Here is a 23,002-nt window from a genome sequence, read left to right on the forward strand (position 1 = left end):
TATATCATTTTAATAATAAATTATTTTTTGGTTAATTCAATTAATAGTTTCTTCATTAAATCATCACTACTTTTTTCCCCATACGACTTAGTGCACTTAATAAAATTTTCTTCAATAAACTTATTCATTAAACTCCCCACCGCTGAATGCACTGCCTTCATTTGAGCAATTACCGCTAAACATTCTTTATTCTCATCTAACATCCTAGAGACTCCATTCAGTTGTCCAATAACATTATTTATCAATTGTTGTTGTGTTTTCATAAATATATTATATTACACACCCTGGCATAGTGTCAACTAAATAAACATAAAAAAACATCTATTACAACGCTTGAATTAATGAATACCAAAAACATATCCACCACTTTTCCACACACTTTTTTTGTTTAATATAAGCCATTTTTAAAACTTAAGTCCATGGTTTCCTGGACTTATCCACCCATTTAAAAAATGTGACTTAAGTCCAGAGAACTGTAGACTTATCTTTATTTGCTCACTTTTTGACAAAATCATCAAATTTTAGATATACACTGCTTTTCCACAGTTTTTTCTTGTTTAATATAAGCCATTTTTAAAACTTAAGTCCAGAGTTCTCTGGACTTATCCCCCACTATTTTAAAATATAGTTTTTGTATTATTATTTACCCCAAATTTATCAATTATTTCTAAACAATAACCCTATTAGCTACTTCTATTTTGATCATAAAACTAAATTCTGTTTTTTATAGAACTCATTTAAATAAAAAAAATAAGCTAATGGATAAAAACACTTGCCTATTTTTAATAATCTATAAAAATATTCACAATAACTGTTATTACAAACAATTATTCACTTTAAATTATAATCATCTTAATACTTAAGTCTAGAGTTTTGTAGACTTAAGTATTGTAAATTAGTTTTCTGTGCCCCCATCATGAGTCGAACATGAGTCTAGGACTTAGGAGGTCCTTGTTTTATCCATTAAACTATGGGAGCAGTACAACAACTCTTTTTATTGTAATGTAAACAAAATTAAATTTCAAGACTTCCCTATTCTCTTGTTATCTCTAAGTGTAGTTTTCATTTTCTTACCCAATAAACAATTTATAATTATTTAACAAATTAATACAAAAAAATAATTAACCTTTGTTTAAAAATAGCTTTACTAAAAGCTTGTTTTTTTTATTCTTATATACTAAACTTTAATCAACAAACCTAAAAACTAATTATTATTAATATTTAAAATATGTTTAACAAGGAACAAAATAATATTTCAAAAGAGGAGGCAGAGACTATAATCGGACCATCAATTAAAGTAATGGGAAATTTTCATGGACAGGGGAACATCATTATTGAAGGAATAGTTGAGGGGAGTGTCAAAACAAACAACTTTCTACTAGTTCGTGAAAAGGCAAAAATAACAGCCTCAGTTGAAGCCTTGGACGCCAAGATCGGTGGCGAGATAACGGGGGATATCAAAATTAAAGGTTATTTGGAAATCACCAAGTCAGCAAAAATTTTTGGAAATATTGAAGCGGCTCAAATTTCAATAGAAAAAAACGCTATTTTTAATGGAAAATGTACCATGATTAAACACGGAGCCGAAGAACAAAAATAATCTCTATTTTTTATCTACTTAAGCGTTAAACAATAAAGATGCATATTTATATATACGATAACTATCTTAATGAAAAAAAATACCAACCCTTGCTTGCTAAAATAGAAACCAGAATCACAGATCTTGGTCTAAATGGCAAAATCATCCGGCTGGGCGTTATGAACTCAATTTATAACGCCATTGAGAATGAATTAAAAAAGGGCGCCAAAACCATTATTGCGGTTGGTAATGATAATTTATTAAATCAAGTTATTAACTCAATCATTAAATCTAACACTGATAATAAAACCAATATTATTCCAATTGGTTTTATTCCGGTTGGTAAAAAAAATAATGAACTTGCCAAATTCCTCGGTATTGAACTAGAAGAAAATGCTTGTGATATATTATCTGCTCGTCGAGTCAAACAATTAAGTTTAGGTAAAATTAACAATTTATTTTTTCTCTTCAATGTCTCAATTACAACCAAGGATACAATTATAAATATTGATAAAGATTTTTCAATTGAAATAAAAAAAGAGGGGATTATAAATATTATAAACACCTCTTTAGAAAACCGAGAAACTGACATTAACAGCTCTTTGGAATTATTAATTCAAACTAATAATTCTGGTTTATTCAAAACAAACAAATCTGAGCAAAGTCATTTTAAATTTAAACATCTTGCACTTATTAATAAAAAAAGCTCAGCGGTAATAGATAATTCAATGGAGGTTCCCACTCCGGTTGAAATCTCTTTAGGTAAAGAAAAAATTAACCTAATTGTTGGAAAAAACCGTTTTTTCTAGTTTTTTATTTAATATTAGCCAAAAAAAGTTTTAAGAAATAAGCTCCCCTTCGATAATTTTCGATTTGGGGTTATTTTTTTTCTTCAAAATATAAAGCTGTTGAAAAGCAGATAGAAGGGTAGTAACCAACCAATACAATGCTAGACCAGCGGAAAAAGAACTGGCCATAAAAAAGGTCATCACTGGCATAAAATAAACCATCTGCTTATTCATAATCGCCGCCATATCCTCATTCTTGGAGTCTGAGCCCTTAACCTCGGTCTTTTTAGACATCATCATCTTTGCCTGCCAAAATTGTGCCAAGGCAGCTAAAATCGCGATATAAATATTCTTTTTAGAAAGATCTAAAAATCCAAAAGAGATATAATTAATTGTTTCTGGATTATGAATAAATGGGTAAATCAATTTTAAAGCCCCATCCTCAAAACCATCCCTAAAAACTCGGAACAAGGCAAACAAGAACGGCATTTGAATTAAAAGTGGTAAACAGGATCCAAAAGGATTAACTTTGTGTTCCTTATACAACTCCATCATTTTCTTTCCCATCTCTTCTTTGCTATCCTTGTATTTATTTTTTACTTCTTCAATTTTGGGCTGCAGTTCTTGTAATTCTTTTTGTGATTTTATTTGTTTACTATTTAGGGAATAGAGGAGGATTTTAATAATTATAGTTAACAAAATAATAGCTATTCCTAAGTCTTGTCCTGGAATCACATCATATAACCAAATTAATAAATTAAGAATTGGTTGATAAAAAAGAGTTTCAAACATATTGTTTTAATATATTATTTAATTATTAATAATTATTTAAGGGGATCATAACCACCATTGTTCCAAGGATTACAGCGTAAAACACGCCAGGTTGCTTTTATTCCTCCTTTTAGTATACCATACTTAAAAATAGATTGAATGGCATAATCTGAACATGTTGGTGTAAACCGACAATGACCATAGGGATATAAAAACTTAAATAAACCATGATCCCGAGACAGGGTTTTTTGGTATATTTTTAAAATCTTTATAACAAGATAACGAGGATAATAAGTAAACATTTTATTTATTTTATTTTTAAAATCTTTTAATAAAAAAACAAATACAAAAATACAAGAAATTATATTCTTGTATTTTTTAAAAGGTTATTCTCATTTTGTTTTATTTAGTAAGCTTTTTCCGGCCCTTTAGCTTCCGTCTTTTAATAGTATTTCTACCATTTTTAGTCTCCATTCTATTCATAAAACCGTGTTTTTTCGAAGCTCTACGAGTATTTGGTTGAAAAGTTTTTTTTGACATGTCAATCAAAAAGGTAATACTGAAAACTTTGCAATTAATGCTTGCAACTCTATATTTCCTTTGTTTTATTTTTAATAAACATAATGTAACATTTTTAAATATAAAAGTCAACAACCATATTCAAGTAAAAATTTACCCAAATTGTTTTCCACTTTTCCTGTGAATATTCTTGTGCTTAGAATACTAATCAATTTTAATAAATTGTTAATAAACAAAATTTTTACTTTCTTATTCATTTGTTATTAATTTTTTACCTATCTCTTTTTTATGCTTATTCACAGTTTATTAAACCCGTTTTCTTTCTAAGGTTATAGCTGAATTCAATTTTTGCCATTTTTATTAACCGACTTATTATTATAATCAGTTTATAATTTATAAATAAATAAATAATAATTAATAAACTTTTAAAAAAATAATATTTTAAATTTTTCATACTTTTTGCCTAGATAGTTTAATTAAAATTAACTGTTAATAAGATTTTAAAAATAGGACTTAAGTCTTTAATATTAAGTAAATTTAAATAATTAGTTATCCACTTTTTGCGCACAAACTATAAACATTTCTTAATGTTTGAATAAAAAAAAGAAATTGTTATAATAGACATATCGTAATTAATAAAAAGCCTACATCTTTTTGTATAGTCAGGAGTTTATCTTTCCTGGTTGTAAAAAAATTAAATTTTGAAAATCTATGAACAATGATCAACTTTGGCAAGCCGTGTTAGGCGAAATTGAACTTAATCTCTCAAAAGCTAATTTTACAACCTGGTTCAAAGATACGTTTGTTTCTTCGTTTGAAGAAGGGAAAGCAATAATCTGTGTTCCTAATACATTTACCAAGGCATGGTTGGAAAAAAAATATCACACACAAATTAGTGAAGCAATTGAAAGTATTAAGAGTGAAAAAATTAAAGAAATTTTATATAAAGTTGAAACTCGAAAAACAAGTCCCGTTGATGACTTGTTAAAAAAGATAAAAATTAAAAAAGATGTAGTTAGTGAAAACACTGAAGGAATTGTTATTAATAAATATGGTTTAAACTCACGTTATACCTTTGATCAATTTATTGTAGGTAAAGGGAATGAGTTAGCAAATGCTGCTTGTCGAGCCGTTGCTGCTAATCCAGGTAATGCCTATAATCCTTTGTTTATTTACGGAGGGGTTGGTTTAGGTAAAACTCATTTATTGCAAGCAATTGGACATGAGGTGATTAATAAAACTGACCGTATTATGTATGTAACGAGTGAAAAGTTTACTAATGATTATATTCAAGCAGTAAAATCTGGTCAAGCAAAAGATTTTAAAGATCGTTATCGTAATGTTGACTTGTTGATGATTGATGATATTCAATTTATGGCCGGTAAAGATGGAACTCAGGAGGAATTTTTTCATACTTTTAATGAATTACACCAAACTAATAAACAAATTATTATCACCTCTGATTTACCACCAAAATCAATTCCCGCGTTTGAAAAAAGATTGTTATCACGATTGGAGTGGGGAATGATTGTGGACATTGTACACCCAGACCTTGAAACTAGAATGGCAATTTTAGAAACTAAATGCAAAGAGAAGAATTACTCATTGGGTCGCGATATTTTAGAGTATATTGCTAATAATATTAAAAACAATATCCGCGAATTAGAGGGCGCTTTAAATCGTATAATTGCTTTTCATGAATTTAATAATTCCAAACCAACCGTAGAATCAACTAAAAGTGTTTTAAATGGTTTAATTTCTAGTGCTAAATCAAAATCACTTTCTTGTAAGGATATTGTGGACTCAGTATCTAGTTTTTTTAGTATTAGTGTGAAGGAGATAACTGGTAAATCACGAAAGAAGGAATTGGTTTATCCACGTCAAATTTCTATGTATTTAATGCGTAAAGAGATTAATTCTTCGTATCCAACCATTGGTTATGAATTAGGTGGAAGGGACCATACAACCGCCATGCACGCATTTAACAAGATTTTAAAAGAGGTTGAGGAGAACGAAAGGATTCGCCAAGATATTGAATCAATTAAACATCAAATGTATAGCAGTATTTAATTAATAAAAAGTTTTTATGAAAATTTCAAGTTTGCAAGAAAATTTAAAAAACGGTTTGCAATTAGTTGGCCACATTGCTGGTAAAAATGTTAATCTACCGATTTTAAACAACATATTAATTAAATGCAATGATGATGGAATTAAGTTGATTACTACTGATTTGGAATTAGGTATTACGTGTTCAGTGCGTGGTAAGGTGGAAAAAGAAGGTGAGTTCACAGTTGAGGCAAAAATTTTATCCGATTTTATTTCTTTATTACCTAATAATAAAGTCGACCTTGAGGTAAGGGAAAATAAACTAACCATTAAGAGTGAAAACTATAAAACAATTATTAAGGGTTTGTCCGCTGAAGAATATCCCTTAATTCCAAAAATTGAAAAGAAAAGTTTTTTTGAAGTTCCGGTTGATGAATTTAAAAAAGCCTTATCACAGGTTATTTTTGCAGTTTCAAACAGTGATAATCGTTTAGAATTAACAGGCGTACTTTTTGATTTTAAGGAAGAGGAATTATTTATGGCCGCAACTGATAGTTTTCGCTTAGCTGAAAAAAGAGTGAAAATTAAAAAAAATAACCAAGATGCAGTTTTAAGTAAAATTATTGTCCCAGCAAAAACACTACAGGAGTTAGTGAGAATTTTATCTAATATTAAAAGCGAAGATTTTAGCAATGAGAGTAAGAATTTAAATATGTATTTATCTGATAATCAGATTTTATTCACGATTGGTAATGTGGAATTAATTTCTCGTTTAATTGATGGTCAATATCCAGACTATAAACAAATTATACCAATTAATAGTAAGACAACTGTTATTGTTAATAAGAGTGAGTTGATTAGGGCGGTAAAAACTTCTTCAATTTTTTCTAAGACGGGTATTAATGATGTAAATATTGATTTACCAGCAAATAAGAATAAAATAATTATTTCTTCAACCTCTAGTCAGACCGGTGAGAATGTAGTTGAGCTCGATGCTCAAGTAGAAGGGGATGATAATGGAGTGGTATTAAATTATAAATTTTTATTAGATGGAATTAATAATATCAATGATGAATCTATTAAATTGAAAATAATTAATGGCAATACGCCTTGTTTGTTAAGCTCTGTTAAGGAGGACGATTATTTATATGTCATCATGCCTATAAAACAATAAATAAAACTAGATAAAAAAACAGCCGCTAAATTAGCGGCTGTTTTTTTAAAATTAATTTAATTTTTTATTTCCGTGTTGTTAATAGTAATAGAAACCTCGTCGCTTTTGATAAGTTTACCAGACCAGAGAACAGCCTCGCTGTATAGTTTATAGCTACCAGTGGCAGGAATTTCAGCCCATCGAATAGCTTCAGTTTTTACATTTTCATTTTGGAGGGAACTTATTAGAGTCGCCGTGTTTTTATCATTAAGGTAGTAAAAATTTATTTTAGTTACCTGATCGATATCATTAATATTTACTGAAATATTTAAAGGGAAGCCAGAATTGGAAATAACAGCGTTTGCCTGTGGGTTGGTTAAAGAAATTTCTGCTGGGGAAACATTTTTGTTATTTGCGAGCTTAAGATTAAATTCAATAGTTTCACTTTTGCAATTTTCCACATCGTCACAAATTTTAACTCTTAGGTTGTAAAAACCATTTGGTAAAAAATGAATTGCTTTTTCTAATTTGTAAGGGAACAGAGTATTGGTGTAAAACAAGTTGTCATTAATATAATATTCAACTCGCGTAATTGTTCTTTTTGCCTGAGCTTCAATAGTTGCGGTTAAAATCGGGTTGGTAATAGTTTCATTATTAACTGGGCTTAAGATGGTTAAGGTTGGTTGATTTTCCAGGGTGTGAATATTGTCAATCTCGGTCGGTACTGAGGATGTGGCAAAGTTTTGTTTATCAGCCCAGGTTTTTATTGCTGTTTCCCAAAGGTTAAACTGAGGATCATTGGCTGGGTTTGTTGGGATAGGTCCAGCTGGATTATCTTTATTAACGTAATAAAGAATACTGTGTGGGTCGATAAATTTTCTTTCCTCAACATATTCTGGCGGAGTTGAGCTAGAGGCTAATAAGCCAGAGGTTTTATCAACGAGAACAATTTTTTCTAGAGGATTACCGCCATCGAGAACTGCTTTACCAGTGGATTTGATTTCTGGTTTTTTAAAGTATTCAATGGGGGTATCGCCTAGGATTTTTTTCATATATTTATTCCAAATTGGAGCGGCAACAACACCGCCATCGGCGCCGCGCTTCATTTCACTATTATCATTGTTGCCAACCCAGACACCAGTAACAATTGATGGAGTATAACCAATTGTCCAAGCATCACGATAATCATTAGTTGTACCAGACTTAGCAGCGACTGGGCGATCATTACTAAAGGTTAACCAATTTTTAATACCAAAAATATATGCGCGTGCATTATTATCTGACAAGATATCGGTGGTCATACGCGCAACATTGGGGTCAAGAACTTGTCTTTCCGAATCTTTAAACTCTTCCATGATATTTCCATTCGCATCTTCAATTCTTAATATAGGTTTTATGGAATGAATAGCCCCATCACGAGCAAAGGCGCTATAAGCATTCACGTGTTCTAGTAGTTTAACCTCTCCACCACCCAGGACCAAAGATAAACCAAAACGGTCTTTATCTTTTAAGGTTGAGTAGCCAAGTTTGTCGGCTAAGTCTAAAACATTATCAATCCCAGCGAGGTACATGGCTTTAACGGCGGGTGTGTTTAGAGAGCCGGCGAGCGCCATGCGCATACTAACTGGACCATGTTCTTTGCTGTCATAATTGTGCGGTTCGTAGGATTTTGCTGGATCGTTGGAAAAATTTGTTACTACGTCATAAAGCATGGTGTTTGGCGAATAGCCTTTTAAAAAGCTTGCGGCATAAACTAAAGGTTTCATAGATGAGCCAGGCTGACGATTGCTTAAGGCAATGTTAACTTGTCCGTCGATATCTTTACTAAAATAATCCTTTGAACCAACCATGGCCAACACTTCGCCAGTTTTTGGATCAATGGAAACTAAGCTTGCATTCGTTGCTTTATAATTTGTTAGATTTTTTTCGGCCTGTTCTTTGAGAACTTCTTCCGCTATGGTTTGTTTATACAAATCAAGGGAGGTGTATATTTTTAAACCGCCTTGTTCAATTATTTTTTCGCCGTATTTTTCTGCTAGCAATTCTTTGATGTACATAACGAAATGAGGCGCTTTAATATTTTCATCTTGTTTTTGAAATTCGAGTGGATATTTTTTTGCTTCATCGGCCTGGTCTTTAGTGATATAACCCTGTTCAACCATGAGGTCTAAAATATGTTCCTGGCGGCCCATTAAAAGTTCAAGGTTGGTCCCGTAAGGGGAATAACGGCTAGGCGCTTGAGGTAGCGCTGCTAAAACAGCGGCTTCGGCTAGAGTAATATTTTTAACATTTTTTCCAAAATATCTTTGACTAGCTGCCTCAACACCATAAGAGGTAGAACCATAAGGAATTTCGTTTAAATACATTTGTAAAATTTCATTTTTACTAAACTTTTTTTCCAAACGGTAGGCGAGAATTAACTCTTTTATTTTTCGAGTATAGGTTTTTTCATTTGTTAAAACAGAATTCTTAACAAATTGTTGGGTTAGTGTTGAGCCACCAGCCTTTTTTCCAAAAAGAACATTGGTAATAGCTGTTCTTAAGATTGCGAAAAAACTAAAACCGCTGTGTTTATAAAAATTTTTATCTTCCACGGCAATGGTTGCTTGTTCAACATAATCTGGTATTTCATCAAGATTTATTAGTGTTCTTTTTTCATCACCATGGATTTCATAAAGAATGGTTTCACCAGTGCGGTCATAAATTTTAGTACTCTGAGCAATTTCTCGATTAATTAGTTGGTTTGGATTAGGGAGATCTTTTGATAACCATAAAACAAAACCAACAACAATTAAGCCAAAAACCAGGAGACTGGATAAAGCATAAATAAGAAAGTTTTTCTTAAAATTGAGGCGGGAAAAAAAATCACCAGCGGTTTTTTTGTGTCGATCAGCAAAAGACTTTTTCTTATTAACGAATGAAGGTTTTTTATTGTTGTCCCTCCAACTATTATTATTTTGCATGTGTGGTATTGGCATTTATTTATATATTAATTATAAAAGCCATTGGCTTTTTGTAAGAATGGAAATTGATTATTTTTAATTTCAAATTATTTTCGATAATATTGAGCGGCGGCTTCTGGAGCGACAGAGTTAATAATAAGTCCAGAACCAAGTTCAACACCTGCCCAGACGCTATCACGAGGTTGAATTTTTAGATAAAAATGTTGATCATTGTCTGAAACAACCTGATGTAAAAAATAGTTATAAGAAATATCCAAAGCCTTAAGTTTAAGAAGGATTTTTTTTAAAACCTTAGCAAACGATTTAAACTCTTGTTTGTTAAGTTTTGTGATATTATCTAAGTGGCGCTTGCTAAATATCCAAGCTTCATAGTGATATTCACTGGCATAAGGAGCAAAGGCGACAACGTGCAAGTCTTCAAATATTTTTCTACTTGTTTTGGCCTCCTTTTTTAATAAGTCACAATAAAAACAAGTTTTATTTTTTTCTTTATACTGTTTAGCTAATTCTAATTCGTTTTTTATATCTGGTGGTAGAATGCTACTAGCGAAGACTTGCGAGTGAGCGTGGGCTATTGAGGCGCCAGCCTTTGACCCTTGATTTTTAAAACATAAAATATAGTCAATTTTTTTGTCTTTTTGTAGTTCTTTTGTTCGGTGTGAGTATATTTTTAAAACATTTTCAATTTCTTTTTCTGATAGGGTTCCTAATTCCTTGGAGTGATAAGGAGTTTCAACGATTACCTCTTGATAACCATAAGCTTTTTTATTATCTACGGAAAGGGCGGGAAAAATATTTCTAATTACCGCTATCTGTTGTTTGCTTTTTTCTTTAATTTCATCTAATAAATAATTTTTTATTGTTTTTTGTTGTTTTTTTAAACTTTCTTGGCAAAAAAAACAATCATCATTATGTTTTATAATAGTCTGCTCGTTGATGTCGTGTGGACGAGCAGCACGACCAGGTGTAATAATGACGTATTTGTCCAATAGATAATCCTTTCTAATTTCTGATTTTTTCATAAATATATATTAATGTAATGCCTGTATTATAACAAATATAATTAATTAGATAAAGTTAGTGAGTATTAAAAAAAATTGTTAAAAAAACAAACAAGGTTAATGAGAAAAAATTGATTATTTTTTTCTAAATTCCGTTATAAGTAAGTAAAAAATTGCACAAACAATCATGGCATCAGCTATATTAAAAACTGTAAACCACTTAACGCTTAAATAGTCGATAACATAGCCATATTTAAGTCGATCGAATAAATTACTAGAAGCACCCAAAATAATAAAGGAAAAAGCGCCTTTAATAGCGGTTGTCTGACCTTTATTGGTTAAAAGAGAGAAGATTAACCCGATAATAATAAAAAAGATAGTATAGTTTAGTAAAGTTCCAGAAAGAGGAATAGAAAAGGCAATAAAATAGTTTTTAGCTAAACTAAATTTGAGCCAGTCAGTAATTAATACATAATTAAACTGTTGTACGCTAACAATTTTAAAAAACCTATCTAGGATAACAAAAAAGATGGCTAACAAAAACCAGGTAGCCATCTTTTTTTGAAATAATTTATTGCTTTCAATAAATTTCATGAGTATTTTATTGATTTTGTAATTTTGTTTTACATTCAACGCAGGCGCTTGCAACAGGGCGAGCTAATAATCTTTTTGGGTTAATTGGTTTGTGACAATACTTACAAACTCCGTAAGTTTTATTTTCAATACGTTCTAAGGCTTTATCAATGTCGCGAAGACTTGATTCTAATACTTTATCCGTGGCTAGGTTGGTAGTGTATTCATCGATTTCTTGAGCGTTTTCGTCTAACTTGTCACCAAACTCAGGAAATTTAACATTATCAGCTCCGTCGGTGATATCGTTAACCTCTTTTAATATTTCAACCCGCTCTAAAATAAGATTCTCTTTGATTTTTTTAATATCTTCTGGACTTAGGGTTGCAAATAGATCTTTTTCTGTACTCATATATTTTTTGAAATGAAGGTTGTTATTTAATATAAGCCAACCAGCACTTTTGCTAGGGTAAAATTTATACTCTCAGTATATAGGAAATAATTTATTTTGGCAAGGTTGGGGGGTTTTAAAAAATAAAAAAAAGGAGCCCAGACGGGCCCCTTCTTGTTATAAACAAATGAATTTATGGGCTATTGTCTGAGCTCCATCCCTCAGAATGTTTTTGGCAATGAACCAAAAATATCGTTCTGTAGGGGTGAAGCTTTCTTTCTGACTTTAGGAAGCTGAATTTTTTACCAGTCTAGTGGTTGCTCTCGATCTTTTTTGATGATTAGGACCAACCTTTTTTTTATTTTTGTTTTTTTGCTATGTCAGATCTAGCAGTAATGACCAGTAAAAAATAATTATATTAATATATAATGTGCTCTTTTGCTTTATAAATAAAGTATACCACATTCGGGCGAGAGAGTCAATCCAGGCAAGTGTTTTATTTTATAGCTAATATTAAATATAAAATTTTGGTCAAAAGGGGGCTTGTTGATAACTTTTTTAACTTAAGTCCAGAGTTTTGTGGACTTAAGTCGAAATGTATAAAAATAGATATTTTTTGTGGATAAAGTGTGTCTAATTAAAAACTTAAGTCCAGAGTTTTGTGGACTTAAGTAGTAATTATATGGTGTTTATTTATTATTTAAGTCCAGTAAAAACTGGACTTAAATGTGAATAAAAAAGACTTAAGTCCACAAAACTCTGGACTTAAGTCTTTTTTTATAATTTTGAGGCTTGAGAGGGAATCGAACCCACGATGGAAGTTTTGCAAACTTCTGCCTTACCACTTGGCTATCAAGCCGTTAAATAAAAAAAACAAGAATGTGGGAGACTTTTTATCCTTGTTGTTTATGTTTTTAATATATCAAAGAAAAAAATTAATTTCAAGGGGAACTTGACTATTTCTTTATTGTGTAGTAATATATGAGCATAAAGCTAGTTGATGTATATTAACTAGCTTTATTTTTAAATATTTATTATTTTGGTATTTTTTGAAAATTTATTCGAAAAATATGTAATATTAAGATAAAAACTATGTCAGATTTATCAAATGCAATCAAACAAGTTTGCGAGGAAAAAAATTTAAGCTACGAAGCAGTTATTGAGACTATTGAATCAGCTTTAGCGGCGGCCTATCGAAAAGATTTTGGAGTTAAAAACCAAAATATTAAAATTGAGTTTGACGAAAGTGATGTGGCGAAGTCAAAGGTGTTTGATGTAAAAACTGTGGTAGAAGATTTACCAGAAGAGGAAGAGGTGATTGAGGGTGAAGAGGTTGACGGTGAAATTGCCCCCGTTGAAGCGGTAAGTGGTGAAGATGAATTGGCTGAGGGTGAAGATGGGGTAAAAAAATTCAATCCAAAAACAGAAATGCAAATTAAAGATGCGAAATTATTGAAGAAAGGTGCTAAGATTGGAGACGAGTTAAAAATTAAATTGGATGTACCGGCTACTTATGGACGCATGGCAGCACAAACTGCAAAACAAGTTATTATTCAAAGATTAAGAGAGGCAGAAAGAGAAATGGTGTTTAATGATTTTAAAGACAAAGAACATGAAGTGGTAAGTGGAGTGATTCAAAGACGAGAAAGACGTTTTGTTTTGGTTGACCTTGGTAAATCAATTGGTATTTTACAGAGTGAAGAGCAAATCCCTGGTGAAAAATATATTCCTGGTGAGAGAATTAAGGTTTATGTTAAAGAAGTGAGCTTGAAGGCGAAGGGACCAGAGATTGTTTTGTCAAGAACTTCAGAAGAAATTTTACGCAAAGTCTTTTATTTAGAAATTCCTGAAGTTTCCAATGGCTTGATTGAGATTAAGAAATTGGCGCGTGAAGCTGGTTCTAGATCAAAAGTGGCAGTTTGGACTGATTCAGAAAATATTGATCCAATTGGCTCTTGTGTTGGTCAACGGGGCGCGCGCATCCAAACCATTATTAAAGAATTGGGTGGCGAAAAAGTGGATATTATTGAGTATGATGAAGATCCAAAGAAATTCATCATCAATGCTTTATCACCAGCCAAAATTTTAGGAATTGATATTGATGAAGAAACTGAAAAGGCGACTGTGGCGGTTGCCGCTGATCAATTATCATTGGCTATTGGTAAGGGTGGTCAAAACGCTCGTTTAGCTGCTCGTTTAACTGGTTGGAAAATTGATATCGTTGAAAGTGGAACTAAAAAAAGTGAAGGTATGGAAATAGTTGCTGAAGAAGAGGTAGTCGAAGAAGCTGAAAGCGTTGATGAAGAAAATAAATAATTAAATAATTTTATAAATCAATATGCAAGATAAAATTTATATTATCGGACACAAATCACCAGACTTAGATAGCGTTGCTGGAGCGATTTGTTATGCGGAGTTGAAAAATAAATTAGAGAACACAGATAAATATATTGCTGCAATGGCTGGTGAAGTCAACGAGGAGACGGCCTATATTTTGAACAAGAGTAGCTTTGCTAAACCGGAAGTTATTACCGATGCTAGTCAGAAAAATATTATCTTAATTGATCATAATGAATTTGTTCAAGCGGCTGATGGAATGGCGGAGGCTAATATTATTGAAGTCTTGGATCATCACAAGGTTGATTTTAAGTATAGTAATCCAATTGCATTTAAGGTTTTGCCCTGGGGTGCGAGTTGCACGATTGTGGCGCATGGTTATTTAAGTAGTAATGTGGCGGTAACCAAGGAGATGGCGACTTTAATGTTGTCAGCAATTTTGGTTGATACGGTAATTACAAAATCACCCACTTGCACCGAGTTTGATAAGGCGGTGATTGAGAAATTAAGTCAGATTGCCCAGATTGCCGATTGGAAAGACTTTGGAATGGAAATTTTTAAAGTGCGATCTAATGTAAGCAAGTTGAGCGATGAGGATATTATCAAAAGCGATTTTAAAGATTTTAATTTAGCGGCTGGCAAATTCGGGATTGGTCAGGTGGAGACGGTTGATTTGAAAGACTTCGCAAATCGTGAGGAAGGACTATTGGCGCAATTGGATAAGATGCGCGCGAATGGGGCTTACCATAGTGTGATTTTATTTTTGACTGATATTATTAATGAAGGTTCTTTGTTTTTGGTCTCTTCGAGTGATGAAGAAAAAGTATCAGAAGCCTTGGGTAGTAAATTGGAAAATAATCGCGTTTATATTCCGGGAATTTTATCGCGTAAAAAACAAGTAGCGCCGAAGTTTAATGAAGTATTTGATAAATAATTAAATTATAATAAATATGAAAGTAGAAAAAAAAGATTTAAAAAAATCACAAATTGAACTGTTGGTGGAATTGTCAGTAGAAGAATTTGAGCCATATGTAAAAAAGGGTGCTGATGTGGTAGCCAAAGAAGTAAAGATTGATGGTTTTCGACCAGGAAGCGTTCCTTACGAGATTTTACGCCAAAAGATTGGTGACATGACTATTATTGAAGAGGGTGCACGGATTGCAATTAATAAATTATTAGAAAAAGTAATCAAGGAGAATGTGACAGAGCAGATTGTTGGTCAACCAGTAATTGATATTACTAAATTAGCGCCAGGAAATCCAATGGAGTTTAAAGTAGTTTTATCATTAGTACCCGCAGTAACTCTTGGTTCATATAAAGATGCAAAGATCAAGGCAAAGAAAATCGTGGTTGACGAAAAAGAGGTTGAGCGCACCTTGAATGAGTTAAAAGAAATGCGCGTGCAAGAAGTTTTGGTTGAGAGAGAGTCAAAGAAAGACGATAAGGTTTTGGTGGACATTAAAATGTTTCAAGATAATGTTCCCTTGGAGGGCGGTCAAGGTAAAAATGCAGTCGTTATTATTGGTAAGGATTATATTATTCCTGGTTTTGACAAAGAAATGACGGGCGTAAAGAAGGGCGATGTTAAAGAATTTAGCCTGCCTTACCCAGTGGATCATTATATGAAAAACTTAGCCGGTAAGATGGTTGATTTTAAAATAACAATTTTAGATGTTTATGAAAGAGAGTTGCCAGAATTTGATGATAAGTTTGCTGAGCAATTTGGTTTGAAGAAGTTTGCTGAATTGAAAGATAATATTACTAAGAGTATTAAAGAACAAAAAGAAAAGGAAATTAACGTTACCTTGGAAAAAGAATTATTTGATAAGTTAATTGAGAAAACTAAATTCGGTGATTTCCCGGAAGTTTTGATTCAACATGAGTTGGAAACTATGATGCGCGAATTGGAGCACTCAGTGGCAGAAAACGGTGCGAAGTTTGATGATTACTTGAAGAGCCTGAATAAATCTCGAAATGAATTGGCGTTGGACTTGGCACCGGATGCCTTGAAGCGTGTGAAGGCTTCGTTATTGATTAGAGAGATTGCGTTAGCGGAAAATATTAAAGCAACTGATGAGGATGTGCAGAAATACATCGATGGTGCGAAGAAGCAATATCAAGCTCATAAAGATATTTTAGGCCGATTGGATGCGCCAGAATATCGCGATTATGTAGCTAATATCTTAACGAGTCAAAAAGTAGTCGACGCGTTGCGTGAGTGGAACATTGAATCCGATAAGTAGAAACTAAGAGTATAAAATAAATTAAAGCCTGAGAAATCAGGCTTTAATTATAGTTGAGCAAAATGATTAAGATTAATCTTTTCCTCACTGCGGAACTCGTCCCGAAGCCTCGGGACTCAAACAGTCCTCGTTTCGAAAAAAATTAATCTCAATCATTTTGTGTTAGAAATATATGCATTATATAATAGACGCTAATAATTTGGCGGGAAAATTGAATATTTTGGATAAGAAAGATTTTGATTTAGAGTTGATTGAAATTGTACGAGATTTTTTTGGTGCGAAAAAACATCGGGTTGATTTGATTTTTGATGGGCGCGATAATATGGGGGATAAGCGGAGTGAGGGGAATTTAAATATTATTTATACGCCACGGGATAGTTATTATGTGGGGGCGGATGATAAGATTGTGGAGATGGTGAATAGTGATTTGGAGGGCTTGGAACATGGGCACGTGTTTGTGATTACTGATGACCTGGAGTTGATTGAGCGAGTGCAAAAAGTGGCGGAGAAAATTCAGATTATTAAAGTTAGTGATTTTGCGAAAAGTATTTTGTTAAAATTAGAAGTTGAAGAGTTGGAAATAGAGGAGGAGTTGAGCGAGGAGGAGGAAGATGAGATAACGAAAGAATTGTCTAATTTATGGAAGTAAAAAGGTCACCAGATAAATTGGTGACCTTTTTTGTTATGATGTAAAAAGAAGTTCTTCAACTTCTACACCTTCAAATAATGAAGGCTCGCCTCGGACGTTGAGACGAAAAGCAATATTGCCAAACTCTGTTTCGACCATGCCACCACCATCCTTGTACTTGTGCCCGTGCTTTACCGGAACGATTAACATCTTTTTATTAAGTTGTCCGAATGCTACCTGAAAATCAAATAACTCATAAAATTTTCTGCCAGAATTGGAACGTTTTTTGGGACCAAATATAACACAATATCCTATTTGATCGTCTACTTTTGCAAAAAAAATAAATTTTTCATTAGGATTAAGACCCTTGACCTTTGCAATGCCATCTTGTTTAGCGATTATCATTTTTTGTCTCCAATAGGTTTGTGGTTAATGGTTTTTTTGTTAAAAAAGATCAATAGTACATTATATAAAATATTGAAAATTTGTCAATGTTTAGCAAATTCGTGGAATTAATTTTCCTTTTGGCATTTTGATTGGGCGGAGTGTGCCTAGAGAGGTTTTTAAGAAAACTCCCTTGCCTACGTCAACTCGACCGATTATTTTCGCCTCTTTGTTGAATTTTTTTAAGAGTATTAAGGCTTTGTTTATATTTTTAGGATTAACGGCGGCGATGAAGCGGCCTTCTGAGGCGAGGGAGAAGACGTCGAGCCCGAGGAGATTACTGATGGCAGTAGTCTCTTTTTTATATGGTAAAGTTTTTTCGTCGAGAATTATTTTTACTTTTGATTTGTCGGCAATTTCTATGATATTGGCAGCGAGGCCGCCGCGGGTGGGATCTTTACAGGCTTTTAGGTATTTACCGACTTGGGCTAGTTCAAAGTTGAAAGCGTGCGAGTCGCTTTTGATCTTGGTCTGGTAGTTAAACCGTTTGGCTAAAAGGGCGATGGTGTGTTCGCCAAGATCTCCGGAGCTAATAATAAAATCTCCGGGTTGAGCGCCGTTATTAGAGATGATGTTTTGGACTAAACCGATTCCAGAGGTGGTGATGACGATTTTATCGAGTTTACCCTTGTCGGTTACTTTAGTGTCGCCAGTGACGATTGGAACTTTGGATTCTTGAGAAACCTTATTAATTGATTGCATGATTTTTTTGAGATCATCTTTGGGAAAGCCGTCTTCGAGGACGATACTGAGGGCGATGCCAATTGGTTTAGCACCCATAACAGATAAATCATTAATTGTACCACTCATGGCAATCTTACCAATGTCGCCACCAGGGAAAAAAATTGGATCAACGATGTAGGCATCAGTGGTGAAAACAATTTTTTCTTTACCAGTATTAAAAACAGCTGCGTCATCGGCGCAGTTAGTCCATTTATTTTTGATATTTAAAATATCCCTTATTTCTTTTATCAAGTCAGTGGAAGCTTGGCCACCACCACCTTCATCGATTTTAATTAAGTCATTCATTGGTTTGAAAATTATGAAATTAAAAATTGATTCTTTAATTTAAATTTAAATTCAAAATTAATTATTTTGGTATTCAATATTACAAGCGCCTTCACTGGAAACCATACAGGGGCCGAATGGTTTGTCTGGAGTACAGACAGTGTTGAACATTGGGCATTGCTGTGGTTTTAAGGCACCTTGGATAATGTGGCCGCACTTGCAGGCGGCGTTTTTTTTATAAGTGTGTTTTATCTTATTTAAAATAGTTTGATATTTTATTTTAGCATCTTGGGCTTGGTATTTTTTTTTGATTACTAAACCAGAGTTAGGAATATTACCAAGACCACGCCAGAGACCATTACTAGGCTCGAAAACTTCGAAAATTAAATCGTAGGCCTTGGTGTTACCGGTTTTGGTAACGGCGCGAGTATATTCATTTTCAACATCTTGGCGCTTTTCGTTAATTTGTTTGAGTAGTAAATGAATACCTACGAGCACATCTTCGGCTTCAAAACCGGTGATAACTTGCGGGGCTTTGATTTTTTTGTAGGCCTCGGTGCCGACGATGACGGAGACGTGACCCGGGTTGATAAAGCCGTCAATATTGGTTAAACCGTTTTTTAGCAGATGAATCATGGCGGGCAAGAAAAGTTTGTGGGCGGAATAGACAGTGAGCCCATTTTTAATCGCATAAGCCGTCATAGGAGCGGTGGTTTCAAAACCGAGACCGAAGAAAACCAAATCAGGGTATTCTTTTTTTAGTTCAAGCGCTTCTTCAATTGAATAAACGGCAAAAATTTTGGCGCCCTTTCTTTGCGCATCTTCCAAGCTGCCAAAGTCGCCGGGGACCTTGATGGTGTCACCATAGGTGGCGATGGGAATACCGGCGAGAGCAAGATTAACAAGATTATCAATATCAGATTGATCAGTGACGCAGACAGGGCAACCGGGGCCAGTGATGAGATTGATGTTAGCTGGCATGAGCTGTCTGATGCCGTAGCGACTAATGGCTTGTGTGTGCGTGCCGCAAACCTCCATGAGATTTACATCTTTACTAATACTCTGTGCAAATAAATTTATATTTTCTATTATATTTTTAGTGTTTAGCATTGGTTTAATTTTGAATGACGAATTTTGAATTTTGACTTAAGGAGGTATTTATTTAATTAAAATTTTATTATGCGCGTCTAAGCTGTTCTTTGCGTCCTTTGTTGATAATCTTTGAATTACAAAACCGGCGTGAACGAGAACATAGTCACCTGGATTTAGTTTAAAATCGATGAGAGAAATATTAACGTCTTTGCGGGCGCCCATAAAGTCGGCTTCAGCCTTGTTTTCTTTGATTGAGATTATTTTTCCAGGAATAGCTAGACACATATTTTTGATGTATAATTAATTTATGAAGAGATTTCAAACTCGGTTTAAAAATAAAAAAGTAATTTTAGCCCTGGGTGCTGATTCGTCTGGTGGTTTTGCAGTTTTTCAGAATGAGCAGGTTTATTATCAGGCTGGATTTGGAGATTTATTGAACGACGATAACTTTGTTAAATATAGTAATAGTATAACCGCATATTTGAGAAAAAACAAATTAAAACCAGAATTAATTTTAGTTGATCTGCATCCCTTATTTAGATCTATTAAACTTGGAGAAAAATTAGCCGTGAAACATCAAGCGAGGTTAGTTAAAGTTCAGCACCACATAGCTCATATTTTTTCCGCTTATGGTGAGTATCTTCTTGATCACAAAGAAGAAAAAGAGTTTATAGGTATGGCTTGCGATGGAACTGGGTTTGGTTTTGATGAGAAAATTTGGGGTGGTGAGGTTTTTCAATTAAAAATTAAAAATTACGAATTACAATTTGATCGAATTGCGCATTTAGAAAATCAGCTTTTAATCGGCGGAGAGATGGCTGTTATTGAACCAACACGAGCTTTGATTGCAATTTTAAATAATTTTTTAAGTAAAGCTGAAGTATTTAAGTCGGTTAAAAAATATTATTCTCGCAATGAATTTGAATTACTATTTAATCAACTGCAAGAACGATTTAATTGCGTGGAAACATCGAGCACAGGGCGGGTTTTGGACGCAGTGGCGGTGTTGTTGGGCTTTGTTGGTAATAAAAGTAATTTTAAACACGAGCCGATAAGATTGTTGGAGGAAAACTCAACTGTGCCTTTTGATATTGATCCGGAAATATTTTTTGATAAAAACGAACAGATGTTTGTTGTGAAGACAACGCCACTGTTTCAATATTTAATCAAAAATATACAGCAAGATAAAAAAAGGCTAGCGGCTACGGCGCAACTTTATTTAGCCAAGGGTTTATTTGCAGTGGCTAAACAGGAGAAGAAAAAAATTTTCTTCGCCGGTGGTATGGCGGATAATAAAATTATGTCTGAGTATCTAGAAACTAATGATGTGTTCGTGAATAAACAGGTTTCGCGTGGCGACGAAGGTTTGTCGTGGGGACAAATTTGCTATTATTTGTTGAATGATTAGTATTTTTTTTATATTAAAATGGTCTTAAATATAAATAAGGGTTCGGTTTTATAATTGACTTAAAGATGTAAAAGTGGTATATTAAGCGTAAGTTTTTATTTCTAAAATAATTTTATTAGTAATTATAATTTTAAAAGAAAAAATAATAAAAGTGGTTTTTCTCGGGCTTTATTAAATTTAGGCGCGACTTTTTTAGTTATTCTTTTAAAAACGAGTTTTTATTTAAAAAAAATATTTGTTTGGACTTTTTCGTCGTTTGCTTATAAACCAGGCAGAATAATACTAAGATTCTTTTTTTATAAAGTAGTTGTTAAGTTTTATGGGACGTATTTGTCGATATTAAATAAATTGGGCTGGAAAGGTTTGCGCGGTAATACCTTTAATTTTTTATTTAATCAAAAACTGGTCCATGCCCTAGTGGTGCTGTTAACGATTTTTTCCGTCTTTGTAAATATGACCTCTAGGACTAATGCTGAAAATCAGATTAATGATATGAGTGGGACTATTTTGTCTCAATTGGTTCAGGGTGAGTTTGAGAGTGCTCCAGAGGACCAACAGTTAATTGTGGAGACCTTTGACAGTGAGTCGTCAATCTCATCTGTGCATCAATCATATTTGGACAATCTCTCTAGTTTTAAACCACAAGCTCGAGTTTCGACTGAGCAAGAAGTTGACATTGATGAGATGACAACAGATGAAAACACTGGCAGTATTATTCGCAAAGATAGAGTCTCAACTAAGATTTCTAAAAAACCAAGAGAAAATATGATTACCTACACGGTAAAAACAGGTGATACAATTAGTACTATTGCTGAAGAATTTGAAATTTCTGTAAGTACAATTTTATGGGAAAATAATTTGACTGCATATAGTATAATTCGGCCGGGTAATACTTTGGATATTTTACCTGTTTCGGGTATTAGTCATATAGTTAAAAAGGGAGAGAGTATTACACGACTTGCAGAAAAGTATAGCGTTACTGAAGATGAGATAATAGCCTTTAATAAATTGGATAGTTCTGGCAAATTAATCATGGATCAAAAAATAATTATACCAGGTGGTAGAAGAATTAACGAACAATTAAATGCACCAGATGTGGCACCCAAGATAAAAACCTATAGCGGCTTGGCGGTAATTAAAGAATTTATTTCAAATTCCAATGAGGGGGGAAATTTGGTTAAAAATATTGCCAAAGATTTTAATGCTGTTCCGTTAAAGGGAAACAAGATGAATTGGCCAACGGTTGGTAATCGAATTACACAGTATTATTCATGGAGTCATCATGCTATTGATATTGCAAATAAAATTGGCACGCCTCTTTATGCAGCCGATTCTGGTGTAGTTGAAGTGGCTGGGTGGGGAACAGGCTATGGTAATCAAATTGTTATTGACCACGGAGGAGGCAAGAAAACCAGATATGCGCATGCTTCAAAGTTTTATGTTAAAAAAGGTGATAAGGTAACTAAAGGACAAATAATTGCAGCGATGGGTTCCACTGGTTGGTCCACTGGCTCTCATATTCATTTTGAGGTGATTATTAATGGGATTAAATATAATCCTTTGAATTATATTAAATAAATATAAAAATATGCATTTTATTTTTGGTATTATTATTGGGGCAATTGGTTATACTTTTGTCGCAATGACGGAGTGGTATTTAAGTAATTTTGGCAGGATAGAGTTTTTTGACAAATATTTAGGCATGGAAGGTGGCTCTAGGCTTGGTTATAAATTAATTGGAATATTAGCGATATTTTTTGGAACTATTATCTTTTTTGGCATGTGGGGTGGTTTTTTGGGCTGGCTACTTAGTCCTTTGATAAGACATCAAATTTAAAATGATTGCCCGGTCTTGCAATTTTTTTTAAAATAGTATAAAGTATATTTATTGACCAAGAAGTATGTTTTAGGTCATTTTTGTTTTAAATTTTTGGGTTAAGATGAGTGCAATTAAATTTAAGACAATATGTTTAAGGGCCCCTAGCTCAGCTGGCTAGAGCACCTGCTTTGCACGCAGGGGGTCAAGGGTTCGACTCCCTTGGGGTCCACACGAAGAATAAC

At 33.2% G+C, this 23,002-nt stretch carries 23 protein-coding genes and 2 tRNA genes; 12 read left to right on the top strand and 13 right to left on the bottom strand.

Annotated features, from left to right (window positions below; all coding sequences use genetic code 11):
- Positions 1 to 20: 20 nt before the first annotated feature.
- Positions 21 to 263 (bottom strand): metal-sensitive transcriptional regulator, encoded by a 243-nt coding sequence (locus tag KKD45_04185; protein MBU4309696.1) that lies wholly within the window; start codon positions 261 to 263, stop codon positions 21 to 23.
- 965 nt (positions 264 to 1,228) lie between these two features.
- Here KKD45_04185 and KKD45_04190 point away from each other — a divergent pair.
- Both KKD45_04190 and KKD45_04195 read left to right on the top strand, forming a co-directional pair.
- Positions 1,229 to 1,600: a polymer-forming cytoskeletal protein gene (locus tag KKD45_04190; protein ID MBU4309697.1), complete on the top strand. Its 372-nt coding sequence runs from the start codon at positions 1,229 to 1,231 to the stop codon at positions 1,598 to 1,600.
- A 38-nt stretch (positions 1,601 to 1,638) separates the two neighbouring features.
- On the top strand, positions 1,639 to 2,388 hold the full coding sequence (locus tag KKD45_04195; protein MBU4309698.1) for an acylglycerol kinase family protein: 750 nt from the start codon (positions 1,639 to 1,641) through the stop codon (positions 2,386 to 2,388).
- Positions 2,389 to 2,418: 30 nt separating this feature from the next.
- Here the strand turns inward: KKD45_04195 and KKD45_04200 are convergent, their stop codons facing one another.
- The 3 genes from KKD45_04200 to rpmH all read right to left on the bottom strand — a co-directional run bounded on the left by KKD45_04200 (position 2,419) and on the right by rpmH (position 3,678).
- Positions 2,419 to 3,159: a YidC/Oxa1 family membrane protein insertase gene (locus tag KKD45_04200; protein MBU4309699.1), complete on the bottom strand. Its 741-nt coding sequence runs from the start codon at positions 3,157 to 3,159 to the stop codon at positions 2,419 to 2,421.
- 32 nt (positions 3,160 to 3,191) lie between these two features.
- Positions 3,192 to 3,440 carry a membrane protein insertion efficiency factor YidD gene (yidD, locus tag KKD45_04205; protein ID MBU4309700.1) on the bottom strand — a complete coding sequence of 83 codons (249 nt, stop codon included), beginning with the start codon at positions 3,438 to 3,440 and terminating at the stop codon, positions 3,192 to 3,194.
- Between the two features lie 100 nt (positions 3,441 to 3,540).
- Positions 3,541 to 3,678 (bottom strand): 50S ribosomal protein L34, encoded by a 138-nt coding sequence (gene rpmH, locus KKD45_04210; GenBank protein MBU4309701.1) that lies wholly within the window; start codon positions 3,676 to 3,678, stop codon positions 3,541 to 3,543.
- Positions 3,679 to 4,368: 690 nt separating this feature from the next.
- Here rpmH and dnaA point away from each other — a divergent pair.
- Positions 4,369 to 5,727, top strand: a complete 1,359-nt coding sequence (dnaA, locus tag KKD45_04215) for a chromosomal replication initiator protein DnaA (GenBank protein ID MBU4309702.1) — start codon at positions 4,369 to 4,371, stop codon at positions 5,725 to 5,727.
- Positions 5,728 to 5,743: 16 nt separating this feature from the next.
- Positions 5,744 to 6,877: a DNA polymerase III subunit beta gene (gene dnaN, locus KKD45_04220; protein ID MBU4309703.1), complete on the top strand. Its 1,134-nt coding sequence runs from the start codon at positions 5,744 to 5,746 to the stop codon at positions 6,875 to 6,877.
- A gap of 56 nt (positions 6,878 to 6,933) precedes the next feature.
- On the opposite strand, the gene KKD45_04225 is transcribed toward dnaN, so the two are convergent.
- From KKD45_04225 to KKD45_04245, 5 genes are all read right to left on the bottom strand, one after another.
- The gene (locus KKD45_04225; protein ID MBU4309704.1) at positions 6,934 to 9,834 is read right to left on the bottom strand and encodes a penicillin-binding protein; all 2,901 of its coding nucleotides are present in this window, start codon (positions 9,832 to 9,834) and stop codon (positions 6,934 to 6,936) included.
- A gap of 71 nt (positions 9,835 to 9,905) precedes the next feature.
- Complete coding sequence (gene galT, locus KKD45_04230; GenBank protein MBU4309705.1) at positions 9,906 to 10,841, bottom strand: galactose-1-phosphate uridylyltransferase; 936 nt, start codon at positions 10,839 to 10,841, stop codon at positions 9,906 to 9,908.
- 114 nt (positions 10,842 to 10,955) lie between these two features.
- A complete protein-coding gene (locus KKD45_04235; protein MBU4309706.1) occupies positions 10,956 to 11,414 on the bottom strand; it encodes a signal peptidase II in 459 nt (152 codons plus the stop codon).
- 7 nt (positions 11,415 to 11,421) lie between these two features.
- Entirely contained in the window at positions 11,422 to 11,802 is a 381-nt protein-coding gene (locus KKD45_04240) for a TraR/DksA family transcriptional regulator (GenBank protein ID MBU4309707.1), read from the bottom strand.
- A gap of 767 nt (positions 11,803 to 12,569) precedes the next feature.
- Positions 12,570 to 12,640, bottom strand: a tRNA-Cys gene (locus KKD45_04245).
- A 233-nt stretch (positions 12,641 to 12,873) separates the two neighbouring features.
- Between KKD45_04245 and nusA the strand changes: the two genes are divergently transcribed.
- The 4 genes from nusA (at position 12,874) to KKD45_04265 (ending at position 17,010) form a co-directional block, all read left to right on the top strand.
- On the top strand, positions 12,874 to 14,097 hold the full coding sequence (nusA, locus tag KKD45_04250; protein MBU4309708.1) for a transcription termination factor NusA: 1,224 nt from the start codon (positions 12,874 to 12,876) through the stop codon (positions 14,095 to 14,097).
- Positions 14,098 to 14,119: 22 nt separating this feature from the next.
- On the top strand, positions 14,120 to 15,052 hold the full coding sequence (locus tag KKD45_04255) for a manganese-dependent inorganic pyrophosphatase (protein ID MBU4309709.1): 933 nt from the start codon (positions 14,120 to 14,122) through the stop codon (positions 15,050 to 15,052).
- 16 nt (positions 15,053 to 15,068) lie between these two features.
- Entirely contained in the window at positions 15,069 to 16,361 is a 1,293-nt protein-coding gene (gene tig, locus KKD45_04260) for a trigger factor (GenBank protein MBU4309710.1), read from the top strand.
- A gap of 172 nt (positions 16,362 to 16,533) precedes the next feature.
- Positions 16,534 to 17,010, top strand: a complete 477-nt coding sequence (locus KKD45_04265) for an NYN domain-containing protein (GenBank protein ID MBU4309711.1) — start codon at positions 16,534 to 16,536, stop codon at positions 17,008 to 17,010.
- Between the two features lie 33 nt (positions 17,011 to 17,043).
- Here KKD45_04265 and KKD45_04270 read toward each other — a convergent pair whose 3' ends face one another.
- The 4 genes from KKD45_04270 to KKD45_04285 form a co-directional block, all read right to left on the bottom strand.
- Positions 17,044 to 17,394 carry a hypothetical protein gene (locus KKD45_04270; GenBank protein ID MBU4309712.1) on the bottom strand — a complete coding sequence of 117 codons (351 nt, stop codon included), beginning with the start codon at positions 17,392 to 17,394 and terminating at the stop codon, positions 17,044 to 17,046.
- A 90-nt stretch (positions 17,395 to 17,484) separates the two neighbouring features.
- A complete protein-coding gene (gene hypE / locus KKD45_04275) occupies positions 17,485 to 18,462 on the bottom strand; it encodes a hydrogenase expression/formation protein HypE (GenBank protein ID MBU4309713.1) in 978 nt (325 codons plus the stop codon).
- A 57-nt stretch (positions 18,463 to 18,519) separates the two neighbouring features.
- Positions 18,520 to 19,551: a hydrogenase formation protein HypD gene (hypD, locus tag KKD45_04280; protein MBU4309714.1), complete on the bottom strand. Its 1,032-nt coding sequence runs from the start codon at positions 19,549 to 19,551 to the stop codon at positions 18,520 to 18,522.
- A gap of 48 nt (positions 19,552 to 19,599) precedes the next feature.
- Positions 19,600 to 19,818 (bottom strand): HypC/HybG/HupF family hydrogenase formation chaperone, encoded by a 219-nt coding sequence (locus KKD45_04285; protein MBU4309715.1) that lies wholly within the window; start codon positions 19,816 to 19,818, stop codon positions 19,600 to 19,602.
- A 22-nt stretch (positions 19,819 to 19,840) separates the two neighbouring features.
- Here KKD45_04285 and KKD45_04290 point away from each other — a divergent pair, with 22 nt between their 5' ends.
- The 4 genes from KKD45_04290 to KKD45_04305 all read left to right on the top strand — a co-directional run bounded on the left by KKD45_04290 (position 19,841) and on the right by KKD45_04305 (position 22,989).
- Positions 19,841 to 20,941: a hypothetical protein gene (locus KKD45_04290; GenBank protein ID MBU4309716.1), complete on the top strand. Its 1,101-nt coding sequence runs from the start codon at positions 19,841 to 19,843 to the stop codon at positions 20,939 to 20,941.
- A gap of 330 nt (positions 20,942 to 21,271) precedes the next feature.
- A complete protein-coding gene (locus KKD45_04295; protein MBU4309717.1) occupies positions 21,272 to 22,519 on the top strand; it encodes a peptidoglycan DD-metalloendopeptidase family protein in 1,248 nt (415 codons plus the stop codon).
- A 10-nt stretch (positions 22,520 to 22,529) separates the two neighbouring features.
- The gene (locus KKD45_04300) at positions 22,530 to 22,778 is read left to right on the top strand and encodes a hypothetical protein (protein MBU4309718.1); all 249 of its coding nucleotides are present in this window, start codon (positions 22,530 to 22,532) and stop codon (positions 22,776 to 22,778) included.
- A gap of 137 nt (positions 22,779 to 22,915) precedes the next feature.
- Positions 22,916 to 22,989: transfer RNA gene (locus tag KKD45_04305), tRNA-Ala, on the top strand.
- The last annotated feature ends 13 nt before the right edge of the window (positions 22,990 to 23,002 follow it).

The organism is Patescibacteria group bacterium (genome assembly GCA_018897195.1).
Taxonomy (GTDB): Bacteria; Patescibacteriota; Patescibacteriia; order Patescibacteriales; family UBA12075; genus JAHILH01.

What these genes read in the sequence shown, in the direction of transcription:
- KKD45_04185 (MBU4309696.1), bottom strand. Translation starts at nt 263, where the DNA reads ATGAAAACACAACAACAATTGATAAATAATGTTATTGGACAACTGAAT.
- KKD45_04290 (MBU4309716.1), top strand. Translation starts at nt 19,841, where the DNA reads ATGAAGAGATTTCAAACTCGGTTTAAAAATAAAAAAGTAATTTTAGCC.
- tig (MBU4309710.1), top strand. Translation starts at nt 15,069, where the DNA reads ATGAAAGTAGAAAAAAAAGATTTAAAAAAATCACAAATTGAACTGTTG.
- dnaN (MBU4309703.1), top strand. Translation starts at nt 5,744, where the DNA reads ATGAAAATTTCAAGTTTGCAAGAAAATTTAAAAAACGGTTTGCAATTA.
- hypD (MBU4309714.1), bottom strand. Translation starts at nt 19,551, where the DNA reads ATGCTAAACACTAAAAATATAATAGAAAATATAAATTTATTTGCACAG.
- KKD45_04270 (MBU4309712.1), bottom strand. Translation starts at nt 17,394, where the DNA reads ATGATAATCGCTAAACAAGATGGCATTGCAAAGGTCAAGGGTCTTAAT.
- hypE (MBU4309713.1), bottom strand. Translation starts at nt 18,462, where the DNA reads ATGAATGACTTAATTAAAATCGATGAAGGTGGTGGTGGCCAAGCTTCC.
- dnaA (MBU4309702.1), top strand. Translation starts at nt 4,369, where the DNA reads ATGAACAATGATCAACTTTGGCAAGCCGTGTTAGGCGAAATTGAACTT.
- KKD45_04195 (MBU4309698.1), top strand. Translation starts at nt 1,639, where the DNA reads ATGCATATTTATATATACGATAACTATCTTAATGAAAAAAAATACCAA.
- KKD45_04300 (MBU4309718.1), top strand. Translation starts at nt 22,530, where the DNA reads ATGCATTTTATTTTTGGTATTATTATTGGGGCAATTGGTTATACTTTT.
- KKD45_04265 (MBU4309711.1), top strand. Translation starts at nt 16,534, where the DNA reads ATGCATTATATAATAGACGCTAATAATTTGGCGGGAAAATTGAATATT.
- yidD (MBU4309700.1), bottom strand. Translation starts at nt 3,440, where the DNA reads ATGTTTACTTATTATCCTCGTTATCTTGTTATAAAGATTTTAAAAATA.
- KKD45_04285 (MBU4309715.1), bottom strand. Translation starts at nt 19,818, where the DNA reads ATGTGTCTAGCTATTCCTGGAAAAATAATCTCAATCAAAGAAAACAAG.
- rpmH (MBU4309701.1), bottom strand. Translation starts at nt 3,678, where the DNA reads ATGTCAAAAAAAACTTTTCAACCAAATACTCGTAGAGCTTCGAAAAAA.
- KKD45_04255 (MBU4309709.1), top strand. Translation starts at nt 14,120, where the DNA reads ATGCAAGATAAAATTTATATTATCGGACACAAATCACCAGACTTAGAT.
- KKD45_04190 (MBU4309697.1), top strand. Translation starts at nt 1,229, where the DNA reads ATGTTTAACAAGGAACAAAATAATATTTCAAAAGAGGAGGCAGAGACT.
- nusA (MBU4309708.1), top strand. Translation starts at nt 12,874, where the DNA reads ATGTCAGATTTATCAAATGCAATCAAACAAGTTTGCGAGGAAAAAAAT.
- KKD45_04240 (MBU4309707.1), bottom strand. Translation starts at nt 11,802, where the DNA reads ATGAGTACAGAAAAAGATCTATTTGCAACCCTAAGTCCAGAAGATATT.
- KKD45_04225 (MBU4309704.1), bottom strand. Translation starts at nt 9,834, where the DNA reads ATGCCAATACCACACATGCAAAATAATAATAGTTGGAGGGACAACAAT.
- KKD45_04200 (MBU4309699.1), bottom strand. Translation starts at nt 3,159, where the DNA reads ATGTTTGAAACTCTTTTTTATCAACCAATTCTTAATTTATTAATTTGG.
- galT (MBU4309705.1), bottom strand. Translation starts at nt 10,841, where the DNA reads ATGAAAAAATCAGAAATTAGAAAGGATTATCTATTGGACAAATACGTC.
- KKD45_04235 (MBU4309706.1), bottom strand. Translation starts at nt 11,414, where the DNA reads ATGAAATTTATTGAAAGCAATAAATTATTTCAAAAAAAGATGGCTACC.